This window comes from Coprococcus sp. AF16-22 (assembly GCF_003461545.1).
In the GTDB taxonomy this organism is placed as follows: domain Bacteria; phylum Bacillota; class Clostridia; order Lachnospirales; family Lachnospiraceae; genus Coprococcus; species Coprococcus aceti.
The window spans coordinates 1-16,139 of the sequence record NZ_QTXH01000007.1 but is presented as its reverse complement, the minus strand read 5'-3'; the positions used below and the strand labels follow the sequence as shown (position 1 = coordinate 16,139).

Sequence of the window (16,139 nt, the reverse complement as noted above, 5' to 3'; positions counted from 1 at the left end):
TTCTATTCGTTCACGTCCCTTAATATTACAAGAGATGCATTGCTGCCGTCAAGCCATTTCATGCTAACTTCAGTCAAATCCATGATCTTGTCGAGACTTCTTATATAGCTTCTCCAGTGGACCTCCTTGCTGTCCGTAGCCAGATGCTGATCCGGACCTCCCATGAGCTTGTACTTATCTCTGAGATTCTCTATAAGGAGCTTACTGTCCTTGTCTGTAAAATCATATCCAAGCATATCGTTCAGAGTCCTGTTCGAGAACAGCACTCTTCCAGTATCAACTTCTCTAATAAATATACCCTCATCAATATAGTTATATGTATCGAGGAGAACACTGTTTATGCGTTTAACGCTGTCATCGCTCTCTATCTTCTCAATGGCACTTCTGAGTACATCACCTGTCTGCTTTACAAATTCAATCTCCTCTGTGGTCCACAATTTGTTGATAGAGGTATTCGCCAACACAAATACCGCTCCATAATTGCCATTGACATACACAGGAACTGCGGTAAAGCTCTTAACAGGCCCCCCTGACATGATCTTCTTAGCTGCTTCATCCATATGCTTTGCATCTATCACAAGGTATCCCTTGTCCACCAGCTTGCCCGAGCCCTGACCATTCTGCCATGATCTGAACTTCATGTTGGCGCGCTGCCACTCTGTCACATACTCCTCCGCAGACATGCTCTGATTCTTGGACCAGATATACTGGCAATCCAGATCTCCCTGCTTGTCCTTCACATACAGGGCTGCCACGTCAGCATTTAAGACCTCGCCCACCTGTGCTATCACGTCATTGATAACCTGCTGGGAGCTCTTATCTGAAGTGTTCAGGGCATCAAGCAGAATCTTCTGCCACTGCAGCTTGTTCTCCATTATGACCTCCTCTGACTTGGCACGGATCGCCTCCTTTGCCAGGATCTGAGAGCTGAATGCGTATTCGGAGAAAATGCGTCCAAGCTGCCACTGCACCTTGTATACGCTCTCCATTTTCTTCGCATCCTCGTCATCATATGAGCAGCATATCCATGTTGCCACATGCTTGCCATCTATCATGATCGGTGCACCACAGATCATACTTCCCGTGATGTCATCGTCCATTTCCATCATAACCGGAACATTGTTCCTGAGAACTACCTCATTTAACTTCATATATATCTGCTTATACTGAGGCTTCTCAAACATATCATAGAAATAACCCATATGCTTCTGAGGGCCGGCCGGCTCAACCATCTTCTTGCCCACAGGATCTATGATAGTTGTATAAAGTCCTGTGAGTGCAGAGAACGCCTTCGTTATCAGAGTCCACTTCTCGGTATCTATCTGATTCCTTTCCTCATCCGACTGGGTATTTGTCTTCATAATGTATGAGAGCTTGTCATCGAACTCCTTCTTAGCGCGCTCAACACTGTTCTCAAGAGCCTTCTTGTCCGTAATATCAGATATAAAATACTCAACCGTGTATGTGTTATCAGCCGCCTGTGTCACAGAGCTCTGGGACTTCACCCAAATAACCTCGCCTCTGTCGTTGACTATCCTGAACTCTTCCTCGTAGTCCTTGTCCTCGCGCTTCGTGGCGTTTCTGACATTCGCCATAACCCTGCTTCTGTCCTTCGGATGGATATAATCCTCTATGAGTCTGTCACCAAGCTTGATGGCATCCACATTTATTCCCATCTGCTTGGCGTTCGGGGTTATATACTTGAAGATCGGTCTGCCATTCTCGTACTGCTGTACCATGACAAAGCTCTTGATCTTAGACATGGCAGATAATATATACGCCGCCTGATCCTCATTGTATCCGGTCTCCTTGTCCTTTATGAACAGGAGCTCTATTCCATCCATGTCGCCATCTGTGGTTCTCACGATGTGACACTTAAGTCTCATCTTATTTATATCTCTGTGAGCTGATACGATCCTAGTCTCCATCTCAAAATCATCCACTCCGGTATTCTGAACCTTGTAGAGCTGTCCGATCAGAAGGTCATAATCACTCTTAGGGAGCAGGTCGCTGAGTCCCACCAGCCCACTGTAGAAATTGCCATCTGTATATCCATACTCAGATATGTTCTTAGATACGTATCTCGTTCTCCATACACCCTCCGGCTTATACAGATACAGAGCTATAACGCCTATATGGTTTATGATCCTCTCAAGACTCACGCTTCCTATCGTAACGTCTGATCGAAGCTCAAACAATACCATATACGCCTTCTTGTCACCATATTCAAACTGGTTGACAAATCCACTGACTACATATCTGTCCTTGTCGTTAACTATAAGTCCAAGTCTGTGCCATATGATAGCCTTCTTGTCGTCAAGTGTCGGCCAGAACTCATCGCTGACCATAAACTTATCCGGCTCCATGGCAATGGATTCAACATCCGAACCCACGATCTTAACTGCGGCATTGTTTATGCTGAGGACTTCACCATCCTCGCAGAACACAACCGCAGGATATTCAACTATTCCCAGAAAATCTGAATAACCACTAAGTCTGTTTATCTCCATAAATATCTCTCCATATATCCACTGCACAAGTGCAGTTTTATCCCATTATTATACACCCCGTATATTATTTACCCCTTAATGCACATAAAACTTTCCTATGTCCCATCACATAGAAAAGTTTCATGTTACCATATATCATATATTACTACTGTGCATCCTCAGCATCACTAACCATAGCAGTTGCCTCGCTCTTCAGTCCGGTAAATGCCTTGTCGGCAACATCCTTTGTTGAAGCACATGCAGAAATAACATTGTCCAGTGATGACAGAAGATCTGACATATATCTGCTTACGCTCTCGCACTCCTTCTTCACATTGTTGCGAAGTCTGGTTGCATCATCTGTGGCTGCATTTCTTGTATTGGCAGCATCCTTCTGAGCTTCCTCTCTCATAACCTTGCACTCGTAATCTGTCTTTGCCGACAGAGCCTCTGCATCTGCGTGAGATTTATTTCTTGTCTTCTCTGCCTCTGAGTATGCCTCATCCTTCATGCTGTTGCACTTTGCCTCGGTCTGATCATACATCTGCTGGCACTGTATCTCTGTATCTGTCTGGAGCTTTGTGCATCTCTCCTTGACATCTGTCTCGTATGCCTCGAGCTCTGCAGTTATAGTATTCTTCTTGTCTGTGCACTCCTTCTCAGTCTGTGCGATCAGTGCGTCTGCGCTCTCACGGGCCTCAAGAAGTGTTCTTGATATTGACTCGTATCTTCCTGCATTCTCAAGCTCTCTCTGCTTGTATGCATTGATCTGCTCCTTGAGTGACTCTATCTCGCTCTCCTGCTCTGAATTGGTCTTCTTGAGAGTCTCTATGGTCTTGGAAGACTCTGTCATATTGACCTCTCTCATGGTCTTGAGACTCAGAACAGCCTCGCTGAGCTTGTTGACGTTCGCCTTAAGCTCCTCTACTTCTTTATTGTGCTTTTCCTTAAGTTCATCAATATAGTAATCAACGGATGCCTTATCATATCCACCAAACTTCACTGTCTTCAGTGATTCTACTCTATCGTCAGTTACAACATCTTCTACCTGTTTTGCCATGACCTTACCTCCGAAAAACTAATCCTATTGTAGATACTCCGTAATTATAGCACACATAATTCTGTAAGCAAAGTATTTTTACCTTTTATGATTACAAACCACTTTTTTTATGCTATATTGTAACTGCTCATTGAATTTAAATTTTACGGAGGATCATATAGATGAAACACCATTCAAAACTTGTCATATTAGGTCTCGCGGCAACCCTCGTGATGACATCACTCACAGGCTGTCTTCACCGCAAGAAGACCACCTATCAGACATACATGCAGAACATTCTCGACGTCAACTACAAAGGAAGCTTTGACGGATACGTGAAGGACAACGACGGCTCCGAGGAGGACGCCTCAGCCATGTACAGCGACAGCATAGATTATCTGGCCGGCCAGCTCATCAATCATTACTCACTGAACAACGCAGAGACAGACGAGGTGGATGCTATATTTGACGAGACCGCAAAGGTCATCTACTCTAAGGCCAAATACGAGGTGTCAAGAGCCTATAAGAGCGGAAGCGACTACTATGTGGACGTGACCGTGTATCCTATGGACATTCTCAATCAGGCATTTGACGATGTGTTCGCATATATCGACGACTATAACAAGAAGATCAGCGCCGGCGATTTCAACAACACCACAAAGGAAGATTACGAGAAAGAATTTGCCCAGGGCGTGTCGGATATCCTTCAGAATAAAGCCGCAGACATGGATTACCGCAGTCCTGTTGTGGTCTCTGTGAAGATAACCGATGACGGCGACTATTACTGTGTTGACCCGGCGGGGCTGTCCCAGGTTGATGCATCCATGCTTGCAATAGAGGGTTCCCAGCAGAGCTCAGGCTCTGACAGCTCTGACAGCTCAAGCGAGGACAGTTCAGACGAAGGCGATATCTCCTCGGGTGGCGAGACCGCCGAGTAACTATATGCATTAAGAATGTGTCTTAAGAATATACATTAAGAAAAGCTCAGCCTGTGTGATTTCTACTGAATCCATCACACAGGCTGAGCTTTATATATATGTTATCTCCGGCTACTTTCTCACCCTGACTGACTTTGTCTTGCTCCATGCTGAGTAGCATCTTGTGCCAAACTTGTTCGAAAAGCTTCTAACCCTTACATAATATGTTTTTCCGCCTTTAATCCGCTGCTTTGCTCCAAGACTCGCAGTCGTCTTGCTTCCACCGCTTAACACCGTGAATGCATATGTACCCTTTTTAAAGTTTGATGTTGTTGAATACTGGATCTGATAGCCATCTGCGCAGCTTATCTTTCCCCACTTTAATCTTACAGACGCAGCCGATGGGCTCTTTATCTGGCTTATACCTGGTATCTTCGGGCTGACAGTAACAGGTATTATCTTCTTCACCTTCACATGATTCGAATCTCCAGCATATACGGTGATGTTTGCCTTGCCTATATACCGGGCTGCGATCGTTATTGTTCCAGCAGAGTCTACCTTTACAGCTTTTTTATCCGAGCTGTAGCTGAGCTTTCCGGCACGTGCGCTCACGCTCTGTGAAATAGATATTCTCTTCGAGCTGGTTGACATCTCTATTCTGTAGCTGCGCTTTTTCAGCGTTATGCTGTTCGGCGCCTTTTTGATCGTAAAATTGATCGTCTTCTGTCCCTGATATGTGCCAGCGCCTATAATTACAGCCTCTGCTGTTCCGGCTGCTTTGTTCTTATTGTATGAAACCGTATAATCTGTATCCTTCTCCAGCGTTTTGTCGCCAAGCTTTACTGTTACAGCCGGCTTCTTCGAATTACCATCATATGTATATTCTGTCTTGTTAAGTGTAACCTTTGCTGACGATATGCTCTTACGCGTGAGCTTTGAGCCATACGCATAGCTAGTCTCACCCTTTTCTCCACAGTATACACATGCATAGTAATACTCTGCCGGAGAATCATAATCTGCTGCCTTCTTCAGATATCGTGCAGTTGTTTTCTTTGCTGTGTAGCTGTGATCGACTGGGTCTGTTGCTGTACCGGTTTCAAAAATCTCACCACACATGCTGCAGACAACATCTCCTGTATATCCGCCGCCCATACAGGTAGCTTTCTTCTCTCCTACAAGCGTTCTATCATGGTCTGTCTTTGGAAGAATCTCAGTAGTCCTGCTGAGTTCTGCCTTGCACACGGTGCAGTATATAACCTTGTCTCGGCTGCCTTCAGCCTGACATGTAGCCAGATTTACATTCTCATACACAGCCTTTCCCTGGGTATGTCCGAGTGGCTCTGTCTTCTCATCCTTTGTCTTTTGGCATCGCTCACATGTGTATCTGATCAGACCTTCTGCTGCACACAAAGCTTTTTTCTTAACCACGCCTGAATCCCATCTATGTCCCAATGCACCAATGGCTATCTTCTTGGTACTCTGATAACTCTTGCCATTCAGCGTGCATTTTGCTGTACACACCTTTGCACCATCGTTCTCGCAGGATGCCTGCGTTATCTTGCTTGTTACAGTCATCGGTTCACTGATCACATGACTCGAATCTCTGGTACAGGTGAGAACCAGCTTGCAAGTGTTGCCATTTGCTGACCACTCATACTTTGGGGCGTAATCATGTCTCAGGCTATCCCCATGTGTAAATGTCTTTTTGCGATTCACTCTTCCACAGTTATCACAGGAATAATAATATTTCGCAGCAGTTGTACAGGTCGCAGCCTGTGCAAGAGTTTCATCATTTACTATTTCCGCAGTGTATGAATGTCCGCCTATCTCTGTTATATCAAGTTCATACTCAGCCTTCACCCACGGATTATATTTACTGGCAACCGTAATCGTTACAACGCCGTTGCCGATTGCCGAAAGTGATGCCGCAGTCCTAGACACTTCATTCACCTTTACAACAGTCTCATCCGACGATGTAACCGCATACTCATGTATGTCCGCTCTCGTTGGCCAATCCATTATATTTATACTCAGTTCCGCTCCAATTTCATACTCACTTGGTGAAGTAGTCCTGTTATCGCTGTCCTTCTCCTGCCAATACACATATCTGATACTGGTAGGAAGTGACACGATCTTCTCATATCCGCACTTTGAACACGTCTCTACTGTCTGGCTTTCACCCTCATCTGCCTCTGATATGACATACTCATGTCCCCCCTGATCTGCCACATTGAACGTGTATTCCTGACAAATTGAGCTGTCATATTTATGAACTATTCTTATGGTTACATCACCTGTTCCGACCGCCGTAAGCTTAGCATCATATCTTCTATAAGAAGATTCCGGATCACTCACTTTTACAATACCTTCATCCGATGATGTAACTATAAACTCAGAGTTGTCGACCTTCGTTGGTGCATAATCTACTTCCAGATTGATCTCATCACCTACTTCCACATCAGCAGGCTTGTAATATCCATTACTATCACTCCACCATACAGTACGTGTTATTGCCGTCGGGATTGTCACCGTTTTTGTCGTCCCGCACTTTGAACAAATTTTTTCTGTCTCTCCAGATCCCGGTTCTGCCTGACTTATTACATAGTCATGACCACCCACATCTGTTACCGACACAGTGATTACCCTCTTCATATCCGGATTCACGACCGGATATACAGTAACCGTCGTCTCACCTATCTTATTCATATGGAATGTTCCAGCATAGTTAGACGAAGGGGTATACGAAATAATAGACGGGTCTGCTATATCAAACACGAATTTGTCATCGGATTTGCTATCTGATGCCGTCGAGAAAGATATGTATGTCTCTATATCCTTTCCTACTTCGAACTCCTGATCATATGTGGCTGATGAAGCAGTTTCCGATAATCTCCAGTACACGTACATCGTCTTTGGTCCTGTTACTTTACATCTCGTACATACGCCATCTGTAAAGCTATGCCCAAGAGCCGGAACCTCATCCTCTATCTTTTTGTAGCCACATTTAGCGCATGTGTATACTGTTCCACCTGTCTCTGTACATGTGGCCTCTTTTTTCACACCTTCACCATACACATGCTCCGTGCATGCATCATACCGCTGTCCAAGCAGCTTATCCAGCTTGGCCTGCGCTGCATCCACCTTTTTCTGCCACTTCTCCGGATCTACAGTCTCATAATATTCATCAAACAGCTTCTCAAATTCAGCTATTGTGTACACCTCATATTGGCTAGTATAGTTTGAAAGCTTGCTTGCATTGAAGCATGAAGTATTGCCATACCTGCCATAGAGTGTGAATCCGACTCCCATCACCTGATCTGCTGCCCAGAACATATTGGTATAATGTCCAACCGTGACTCCCTCCGAATCCGCCTTTTGTTCAACAGCTGTAAGCTGACTCTGCGAAGTTATGGATGAATATCCCAGCTCATCCCTTATCTTGTTAAAAGATGCCTTCTCACTGTTCCATCCTGCCGCCGGATCAGTATATCCAAACGCCAGATTCTCACATGACACCTGAAGAAGTGAATGATTTGTGAGTCCTGCACCTCTGTCCGCGCCTGACTGTGCCACCGCCATGAAATAGAAATTAGTCTTAGCCGCATTCCTCTTCATTGCCCCGACATAGTTTTCGTCTGTGTCCCTTAACGAATTAATTTTATTCAATACCGCAAATGTCGCCTTTGTGTTTTCAAGCGATATGGCGTCTTTCTTATCTCCGGTAACAACAACCTTGTTATTTCTCGATTCCGGAAGACCTGTATTATTTCCTCCCGCCCACTTGGAGAAATCTTCCTCACATGCCTCCTGCAGGACAGCCTTGGCCCGATTCAGATCATATTTCTGTTTTGTTGTCAGGTTGCTTTTCGCAAGCATCCAGTCTACAAAACCTATAGAGCCCTGATCATATACGGTCATCACTTCACTCTGATCTTTCTTCACCTGTTCCAACTCACTCTGAGCCTCTTCTATCTGCTGGTCAAGGGTACTGGCCTTAACAGTCTGAATACCTGTCGTCTGAATACCTGCCGTCAGCATCAGCACTGCACACATTACCACTGTTGCTGCTTTTTTACACAGTGTCCTTCCCGATAAGCTTCCTTTTCTTTTCATAATCTTTGATACTCCCCCTTTTTTCACATTCTATTTATATTACCCCTTTACCCACATGTACTCCGGCGCGCCCATGCAGGGGATTTATTATAAAATAAGGAGACTCATTATAATAATAAACAAGTCTCCTTATCCAGTATAATATACTATTTTATTTCTCCTTGAAGGTGAACTCCTCGTTCGCAAGCTTGAATCTGATACCATCTATGAGCATCATATCCGTTCCGCTGCTTATGATCTTGCCACCAAGGTAAGTGTGGTTGGTCGACTTGTTATCTCTCAGATAGTACACGCCGTTGACATTGATAATGTAAGCATGGCGGCGACTGACTGAATTGTTGTCAGTTACCTGATAGTCAACTCCCTGTGTAGACTTACCGATACAGAATATCGGCTTGTCGATCCTTATCCTCTCACCTGTTCTGGTTCTTATGATGACAGGGCCGCTCTTGCCACGGTTGTTGGCTGTGAGAACTGTTGTCGAACCGTCATCGTTGTCATCAAATCCAATATCATTTGATGAGAAATCCTTAACTTCCTTTGCAAGCTTGAATGAAGAAGTTGTAACATGAGGAGTCTCAGGAACCTCTACCTTAGCCACATTGACCGGGCTGACTCCCGCTGACTTCATAAGCTCCTGCTCATCCTCAGGATGTGCTATATTGTCATTCTTCAGGTCTGTTATAAACTTATAAAATTCTGACAGATAAAATGTAGGATTGTGATCAAAGTATTTGATAAGCTCATATCCGGCATCGGATGCCTTCTTATTCGCAAACTTCATATTGCCCATAAGATCCCTTATAAACTTCTCCATATTACATCTGTCCATAGGCTTATCTATAGGCAGGAATATGAGCTGAACAGCCATATTCTGGAAGTCTATATACATATATCCCTTATTCAGTATAACCTTTCCAATGGACAGATCATTCGCCTTGAGATACATGAGCTGATCTGCAATACTGAATATCAGATCAACCAGCTCATCCTTGTGTATCTTCTTCTCAAGGAACTGATTCATGGTAGTCATGGCTGGAATAGAATATGTCAGAGCTCTCTGACCATCTATATATTCCTCATGGCAGAACGCATTATTGCCCACAAACTGAGCATTGTACAGCTCTACCTCATTGTGAAGAACCTCTACATCGTCTTCAATCTTAAAGTACAATTTGTACTCATCACACAAATACATCTTATCACTCATATAAAACCCTCCGATATTTATCGCACGATATCCATGTAAGTCCCGGAGTCAATTATTCTACTGTAACTGACTTTGCCAGATTACGTGGCTTATCTACGTCCAACCCCTTTGCATCGGACGTGTAATACGCTATAAGCTGCAGGATGACAGCAGCCGAAAATACCGTGAACAATCCATCCTGCTTTGGTATGGATATGTGTTTGTCACATACATCTTTATCATTGTACTCTTCATCCATGCTGACAAGAATGACGTATGCGCCTCTTGCCTTAACCTCGCGTATATTGGAAATCATCTTTCCGTATACAGATTCCTGTGTAGCCAAAGCTATGACCGGAACGTTCTCAGTTATGAGTGCTATCGTTCCATGTTTTAACTCCCCTGCCGCATAAGCCTCAGCGTGAACATAAGAAATCTCTTTCAGCTTCAGTGCACCTTCCAGTGACAGTGTATAATCCAGTCCTCTTCCTATGAAGAATGCATCCGGAGCCATCTTTATATAGTTTGCAACTGTCTTTACTTCATCTGCCTGCTTGAGTGTCTCCTCTATCACCGGGATAACGCCCTGAAGCTGTCTGATGAATGCCTTTGCCCTGTCCTCAGAGTATATACCCTTGACATAGCCAAGTCTGCATCCAATGAGATACATTGCAGCCATCTGTACCGAATATGCCTTGGTACTTGCAACTGCGATCTCAGGACCGGCATGTGTATAAAGGACGTAATCGCTCTCTCTGGCGATGGTCGATCCCTTTACATTGACTATGGACAGAACCTTTGATCCACATCTCTTGGCAAGTCTGAGTGCCTCGAGTGTGTCAATAGTCTCTCCTGACTGTGATGTAACTATTACGAGAGTCTTTTCATTTATGAGTGGTTCCTTGTATCTGAATTCTGATGCTATCTCAACATTAACAGGAATCTTTAACTCCTTCTCAATCATGGCCTTGCCGACTATTCCGGCGTGCATAGCTGTTCCGCATGCAACCACTGTGATGTTCTCAAGATTCTTAAACACCTCATCATCGATGCCGTCCTCAGTGAAATCAGGAAGCTCATTCACTATACGAGGAGTTATCGTGTTTCTCAGTGCCTCTGGCTGCTCATAGATCTCCTTCAGCATAAAGTGCGGATATCCACCCTTCTGAGCTGCCGTTATGTCCCATGTTATCTTGAGCATCTCCGGCTCTACCATGTTCCCCTTCATGTCTTCTACTCTGATGCCTGTGCTTGAGAGTGTCAGTATATGATACTCCGGCACAACAAAGTATTCCTTTGAAAATGATATTATCGCTGTGAGGTCTGATGCAATGATCGATCCCTCATCTGTGTATGAAGCGATCATCGGACTTACATTTCTCACTGCGTATATCTTGCCCGGTCTGTCTGCAAACATAATGCAGAGTGCAAATGAACCGGCTATAGCCTTAACAGCCTTTCTGATAGTCTCGATGGGATTGCCATCGTACAGTGTGTCCAGAAGTGCTGCTACTACCTCTGTGTCCGTCTCGGATACCAACCTGTCGGCCAGTCCGTATTCTCTCACAATGTCGTTATAGTTCTCTATAATTCCATTATGTATAAGTGCCACATCTCCGCACCTATGTGGATGTGCATTCACATCCGTAACTCCGCCGTGAGTAGCCCATCTCGTATGGCCTATTCCACAGGTTGATCTGTACACAGGACTGTCGTCGCTGCACATCTCCCTGAGGTCTTCCACTCTGCCGGCTTTCTTCTTGATCGTCAGTGTATCATCATCATTAAGCAGTGCTATTCCCGCACTGTCATATCCCCTGTACTCGAGCTTTGCCAGTCCGTCAATAAGAATGTCCTTGGCTGGTTTCTTTCCTACATATCCTATGATTCCACACATATTAAATTAATCTCCTTTCGGCTTATAACCACGCTGTATACTGATAATATTATAATATGGCGCACTTAAAAAAGGTGAAACCACCATACATAACAGCTATGGGTGTCTGGTCATGATTCTTTGTTTTGGAGTTACCCCCATATTTGGATATCATGTGCGCATCCAGACTCTGCGTGAAGGCATCCGCCGAATATTCGATAACCTTCAACCTCGTTATCCCTGAAAGCCAAAGCCCAGGGGTCATGGCGCTAAGATTTCTAAATCTTTCCAAAGGCACACTCCTCCTGTCCGTGCACCTAACAAAATTCTATCATGAAACATCTAATAAATCAATGCAGAAAGGCCTCTGCGTATAATCTTTGTAACATAAAATTTACTTCAGCTTTATAAATAAAAACAGGGAAACACCACGGATCCCGGCCGTGTGCCCGGCCTGTGATGCTTCCCTCATTATATCCACTATTTTATATCTTAGCTTATAAAGCATCCACCTGGGAAGTCCTTCTCGGTGGTCAGGAGTGACAGATTGCCCTCAGGATCCTCTGCGCACAGAAGCATACCCTCTGATACGACTCCGGCAAGCTTACATGGCTTAAGATTTACTATAGCCACAACCTTCTTACCTACCATATCCTCTGCTGAGTATGTACCCTTGATTCCTGATACTATCTGCTTTACATTGTTCTTGCCAAAGCTTACCTGTGAGCAGAGAAGCTTTCTTGAATTAGGAACCTCCTCACATGCAACAATCTCGCCGATCATGAGCTGCATCTTCTGGAACTCCTCAATGCTTATCTCCTGCTTGTCAACTACATCAGGATTGGCCTTGAGTGCCTGGACCTTCGCCTCAGCTATCTTGATCTTCTTGGTCTCAGCAGAATTCTCCTTCTCTTCCTTCTGCTTCTTGGCCTGCTCGTACATGGACTCCTTCTCCACTGGAGCGAACTCGGCAACCTTAGCCATAACTTCCTTCACGTCAAGACGTGCGAATAGGATCTCAGGCTGCTCTGTTACCTTTGTTCCTGACTTGTACAGACCAAACTTTCCAAGCTCTGTGACCTTTCTCTTCTCGGTATTGAGCTGTGCCATGATCTTCTCAGTTGTCTCAGGCATATATGGCTCAAGGAGTGTTGCACCTATAACGATGCTCTCGACAAGGTTGTACAGAACTGTGTTCAGTCTGTCCTTCTTGTCCTCCTCCTTTGCGAGTGCCCAAGGCATTGTCTCATCTATGTACTTGTTGCATCTCTTGAACAGTGCAAATATCTCTGTGATCGCATCTGCAACCTTGAGCTTATCCATGCACTCTGCAACCTTGTATCTGCAGTCCATAACGACCTTCTTAAGATCCTCATCGACAGGCTCTGTGACGTTGGTATTTGTCACAATGCCACCGAAATACTTGTTTGACATCGATATGGTTCTATTGACCAGATTTCCAAGTGTATTTGCAAGCTCTGAGTTGAGTCTCTCAACCATGAGCTCCCATGAGATAACTCCATCATTCTCAAATGGCATCTCGTGAAGAACAAAGAATCTGACAGCATCCACGCCAAATATATTGACCATATCGTCAGCGTACATTACGTTGCCCTTCGACTTACTCATCTTGCCATCACTCTGGAGGAGCCAAGGATGACCGAATACCTGCTTTGGAAGCGGAAGTCCGAGTGCCATCAGCATGATAGGCCAGTAAATGGTATGGAATCTCAGGATATCCTTGCCGATCAAGTGAAGATCTGCCGGCCAGTATTTATAAAACTTCTCATCGCTCTTTCCATCTACGTCATATCCAAGTCCAGTTATGTAGTTTGAAAGTGCGTCAACCCACACATATACAACGTGCTTTGGATCAAAGTCCACTGGGATTCCCCACTTGAATGATGTTCTTGATACACACAGGTCCTGAAGTCCCGGCTTAAGGAAGTTGTTAACCATCTCGTTACGTCTTGACTCAGGCTGTATAAACTCAGGATGCTGCTCTATATGCTTCATGAGCTTGTCCTGATACTTGCTCATCTTGAAGAAGTATGCCTCCTCCTTGGCCTCCTGAACAGGTCTTCCACAGTCCGGACACTTGCCATCTATGAGCTGTCCATCTGTGAAGAACGACTCACATGGTGTACAGTATTTTCCTACATAATGTCCCTTATATATATCACCCTGATCGTACAGCTTCTTAAATATCTTCTGTACCTGCTTCTCATGGTAATCATCTGTTGTACGGATAAACTTGTCATATGAAGTATTCATGAGATCCCATATTCTCTTGATCTCACCTGATGTCTCATCAACGAATTCCTTTGGGGTCTGCATGTTCTCAAAAGCCTTGTTCTCGATCTTCTGTCCATGCTCATCTGTTCCTGTCATGAATCTTACATCATAACCTGCGAATCTCTTGTACCTTGCAATGCTGTCAGCCAACACGATCTCGTAGGTGTTGCCTATATGAGGTTTACCTGATGCATATGCAATGGCGGTTGTAATATAATACGGTTTTTTTGCCATTTCAAAAACCCTCCCTGAAAAAATACTACAAGCACAAATGAAATGCTTGTGCAACTTTACCGAAAAACTCCTCGGTAATTGTAAATTATATGCCTTTTTATTATTTATTGTCAAGAAGATGGGATATTAAATAAGTCTGTTACGATGGTCATTCTATAACACTGCCAATAAACTTGTCATCGTCTCTCTCTCAAAAGCGCATCACATTCCTGAGAACGGCAAACATCACCGCCCCGGCAATACATATAAATATAAGTATATTGTCAAATCGTGATAACTTTCTGTTTCCATATCTTACGAATACATAATCGTTTTTTACAATTATGTATGCCAACGCCGGAAGAGCTATAAACATAAATTGATTATAAGCAAATGCCTTTGCAAGATCCAGCCTTACGGCCGCAAGGATAGCCCGTGTTATCCCGCATCCTGGGCATAAAAATCCGGTTATCTTTCTGAATATACATGGTATGGCAAGTCCTGTCACTCTTATGAATATATAATAGAGGATGCCTATCCCCACGAGGATGGCATCCCTTTTAATTATCGCATTTCTTCTTGATTTCTGTATCTGATCCATGCTCTGTATTTCTTTGTCTCCGCCGACTACTGCTGGCTGTTATCACTGCCTGAAGCATCTGCTGATGTGTTAATATTCTGATCTGACTGCTGGCCAAATGTATTCTGGTCTAAACCGGCCTGCTGACCATATCCCTGCTGATTGTATGCATTCTGATCATATCCCTGCTGGCTGTATGGCTGCTGTCCGTATGCCTGCTGGTTATATGCATTCTGGTTATATGCATTCTGGTCATATCCCTGCTGACCATATGGCTGCTGTCCGTATGCCTGCTGGTTATATGCGTTCTGATCATATCCCTGCTGGCTGTATGGCTGCTGACCATATCCCTGCTGATTGTATGTATTCTGACCATATCCCTGCTGGTTGTATGCATTCTGATCATATCCCTGCTGACCATATGGCTGCTGACTGTAGGTCTGCTGACCATATCCTGTATTCATCTGAGGTATAGCCTCTGCATATTTGTTTGCAGTGTCCTGCATAAGCGCATATGCAATAATTCCAAGTCCAAATACCTGAAGAAGGACGTATAAGATGCCTGAGTTGCTTGATGGTACACCGTTCTTATTCTTTATGATATCAACTTTCTCGCCCATCTTATATGCCCAGAACCATCCATAGATGTTACATGTAACGATAGTGAGCAAAAGCGACATTCCACCACTTGTTGCATCTGTCTCTCCTGACTCCTGATTGATATCGTCTGTTAGCACAACAAACCAATACAATCCATATATTCCGCATGTCACAATTGAAAGCAGAATACATATTCCAATATTCCTCTGTTTGATCATAATTGATAATCCTCCTTAAACTTAAATCCTTAATTGAATTATGTAGGACTTGTGTATGACTGCAATTATTCCACTCATATGTAAACCACTGCATAACTGCAATAAAAATAACAGAATAGCCCCGCAGACACAACTCAGTCTACGGGACTATTTTCTCATACATTTTGTCTGTACGCAACTGCATCTATACATTTTTCAATGTATATTTGTATGCAATTTGATTCATTACGCATTTTTATTGATGGTATCCTGCATAATAGCATATGATACAATTCCAAGTCCACATAACTGGAGCAGAAGGAAAAGTATGCTTGAATTTCCTGCTGACTGACCATTCTTTGTCTTTATTGCATCAATCTTCTCGCCCATCTTGTATGCCCAGAACCATCCATAGATATTACATGTAACGATAGTAAGCAACAATGCTACCCCACCGCTTGTTGCATCTGTCTGTCCGGATTCCTGATTAGCATCGTTTGTAAGGCAAACGAACCAATACAGTGCATAAATTCCAAATGTAATGATTGAAAATACTATGCACAAAGCAATGTTCCTCTGTTTGATCATAAAATGTCCTCCCTTGATTTAATTATAAATTTTTTATAAAAAT

Annotated in this window: 11 protein-coding genes; 1 reads left to right on the top strand and 10 read right to left on the bottom strand. The window is 43.9% G+C overall.

Annotated features, from left to right (window positions below; genetic code table 11):
• Window positions 1-2 precede the first annotated feature (2 nt).
• Together DWW60_RS08725 and DWW60_RS08720 are read right to left on the bottom strand one after the other, a co-directional pair.
• Window positions 3-2,510, bottom strand: a complete 2,508-nt coding sequence (locus DWW60_RS08725; protein ID WP_117875073.1) for a PAS domain-containing protein — start codon at window positions 2,508-2,510, stop codon at window positions 3-5.
• Window positions 2,511-2,655: 145 nt separating this feature from the next.
• Entirely contained in the window at window positions 2,656-3,549 is an 894-nt protein-coding gene (locus DWW60_RS08720) for a hypothetical protein (RefSeq protein WP_015534304.1), read from the bottom strand.
• Between the two features lie 161 nt (window positions 3,550-3,710).
• Here DWW60_RS08720 and DWW60_RS08715 point away from each other — a divergent pair, with 161 nt between their 5' ends.
• Window positions 3,711-4,466 carry a hypothetical protein gene (locus tag DWW60_RS08715; RefSeq protein WP_117875071.1) on the top strand — a complete coding sequence of 252 codons (756 nt, stop codon included), beginning with the start codon at window positions 3,711-3,713 and terminating at the stop codon, window positions 4,464-4,466.
• Between the two features lie 111 nt (window positions 4,467-4,577).
• On the opposite strand, the gene DWW60_RS08710 is transcribed toward DWW60_RS08715, so the two are convergent.
• The 8 genes from DWW60_RS08710 to DWW60_RS08675 all read right to left on the bottom strand — a co-directional run bounded on the left by DWW60_RS08710 (window position 4,578) and on the right by DWW60_RS08675 (window position 16,096).
• Window positions 4,578-8,558: a hypothetical protein gene (locus DWW60_RS08710; protein WP_117875070.1), complete on the bottom strand. Its 3,981-nt coding sequence runs from the start codon at window positions 8,556-8,558 to the stop codon at window positions 4,578-4,580.
• 151 nt (window positions 8,559-8,709) lie between these two features.
• A complete protein-coding gene (locus DWW60_RS08705; protein ID WP_015534306.1) occupies window positions 8,710-9,768 on the bottom strand; it encodes a DUF6382 domain-containing protein in 1,059 nt (352 codons plus the stop codon).
• A gap of 52 nt (window positions 9,769-9,820) precedes the next feature.
• Entirely contained in the window at window positions 9,821-11,644 is a 1,824-nt protein-coding gene (glmS, locus tag DWW60_RS08700; RefSeq protein ID WP_055146190.1) for a glutamine--fructose-6-phosphate transaminase (isomerizing), read from the bottom strand.
• A gap of 49 nt (window positions 11,645-11,693) precedes the next feature.
• Window positions 11,694-11,915 carry a hypothetical protein gene (locus DWW60_RS08695; RefSeq protein WP_055146187.1) on the bottom strand — a complete coding sequence of 74 codons (222 nt, stop codon included), beginning with the start codon at window positions 11,913-11,915 and terminating at the stop codon, window positions 11,694-11,696.
• Between the two features lie 200 nt (window positions 11,916-12,115).
• Window positions 12,116-14,152 (bottom strand): methionine--tRNA ligase, encoded by a 2,037-nt coding sequence (metG, locus tag DWW60_RS08690; RefSeq protein ID WP_022217505.1) that lies wholly within the window; start codon window positions 14,150-14,152, stop codon window positions 12,116-12,118.
• A 190-nt stretch (window positions 14,153-14,342) separates the two neighbouring features.
• Entirely contained in the window at window positions 14,343-14,732 is a 390-nt protein-coding gene (locus tag DWW60_RS08685; RefSeq protein ID WP_015534309.1) for a DUF2752 domain-containing protein, read from the bottom strand.
• A 26-nt stretch (window positions 14,733-14,758) separates the two neighbouring features.
• Window positions 14,759-15,529 (bottom strand): DUF4234 domain-containing protein, encoded by a 771-nt coding sequence (locus tag DWW60_RS13825; RefSeq protein ID WP_117875068.1) that lies wholly within the window; start codon window positions 15,527-15,529, stop codon window positions 14,759-14,761.
• Window positions 15,530-15,754: 225 nt separating this feature from the next.
• Entirely contained in the window at window positions 15,755-16,096 is a 342-nt protein-coding gene (locus DWW60_RS08675) for a DUF4234 domain-containing protein (RefSeq protein ID WP_004852487.1), read from the bottom strand.
• Window positions 16,097-16,139: the final 43 nt, after the last annotated feature.